Source organism: Microcoleus sp. BROC3 (genome assembly GCF_036702515.1).
GTDB lineage: Bacteria > Cyanobacteriota > Cyanobacteriia > Cyanobacteriales > Microcoleaceae > Microcoleus.
This window is the reverse complement of the sequence record NZ_JAUBTQ010000189.1, coordinates 1-1,004: the sequence shown is the minus strand read 5'-3', so window position 1 is coordinate 1,004 and position 1,004 is coordinate 1. Positions and strand designations below refer to the sequence as shown.

Below are 1,004 nucleotides of genomic sequence, written 5' to 3'. Positions count from 1 at the left end.
GTTAGGAGTTGGGATTCAATTAAATCTCAGCAAAACTTTTCATTATATCATAAAATTATTTTGCAAGAGATCTATTGGATAACGATGGGTTATGATCGAGACCTCAATATTGCGATCAATATTCTGGAAGAAGAAACCCTAAAATTTCTTGCTGAATCTAAAGGCTTAAACAGTAATGAAGCTCGTCAATACATGGCAAACTACGGTGATTGTCGAGTAGCAGAGGTGGTCAATCAACTAAAAGGGGTCTATTGCATGTTACCGAAACAACCAACTCCAGTCCTTGCCCCTAACCCTACCACTGATACCTCCGATAGTTTTGTCACCCATGCCATCGATGGTGATGCAATGCAGGCTATGAACATGGCGGCCATGAGTCTAATTGAGAGAATGCAGACCCTAAAAGGACTTGTACCCCTTGATGCCTATTCCCTTGCCAGTTTAGCAATGGATGCACGGATTGGCAAAATAGAGCCGGGAGCAAAACATCTACATTGCTTGATGCCCAAGTCTCTCTGGGTCAGAAGTTAACAGCAGTTTGCGTTCAGATAAGTGATGGTGCGCTCCCCCTAAATCCCCCTATGTCCTTTGGACAGGCTACGCCAACAAAAGGGGGACTTGAAGAATTAACTTGGCTTACGAGAATTAAATTTGCTGTAAGGTACCTAGTCCCACAACTCTAAAATCAAGAGCGACTTCTCAGGACACTCACCAACTTATGAACAAGGGGCTTAAGTCCCTTACCTGTCACCTTCCTAAGCCTTTTGCTTGCACCTCCCTTTACCTCCTCTACCTCCTTTACCTCCCTCTACTTTCGACAATTATCACAATGCCCACACCGCATTTCCTGAGCATCTCGATCGAAACCGAAATTTTTAAGGAGAAATTGCCAACGACAAGTTTTGGGCGTTGCTTAATCAGGGTAGAAAAAAAATAACTTGAAAATCCCGAAGTTTTGTGGATACTGGTTTCTCTGACTTGCATATTTAGCCCTTCATACCCTA

Annotated in this window: 2 protein-coding genes; one reads left to right on the top strand and one right to left on the bottom strand. The window is 43.1% G+C overall.

Going from position 1 to position 1,004, the window contains the following annotated elements; genetic code table 11:
- On the top strand, positions 1-531 hold a 531-nt coding region (locus tag QUB30_RS33725), incomplete at its 5' end, for a hypothetical protein (RefSeq protein ID WP_333342737.1).
- Between the two features lie 267 nt (positions 532-798).
- Here the strand turns inward: QUB30_RS33725 and QUB30_RS34100 are convergent.
- Positions 799-1,004: hypothetical protein (locus tag QUB30_RS34100; RefSeq protein WP_445300584.1), on the bottom strand; the 206-nt coding region annotated here is incomplete at its 5' end.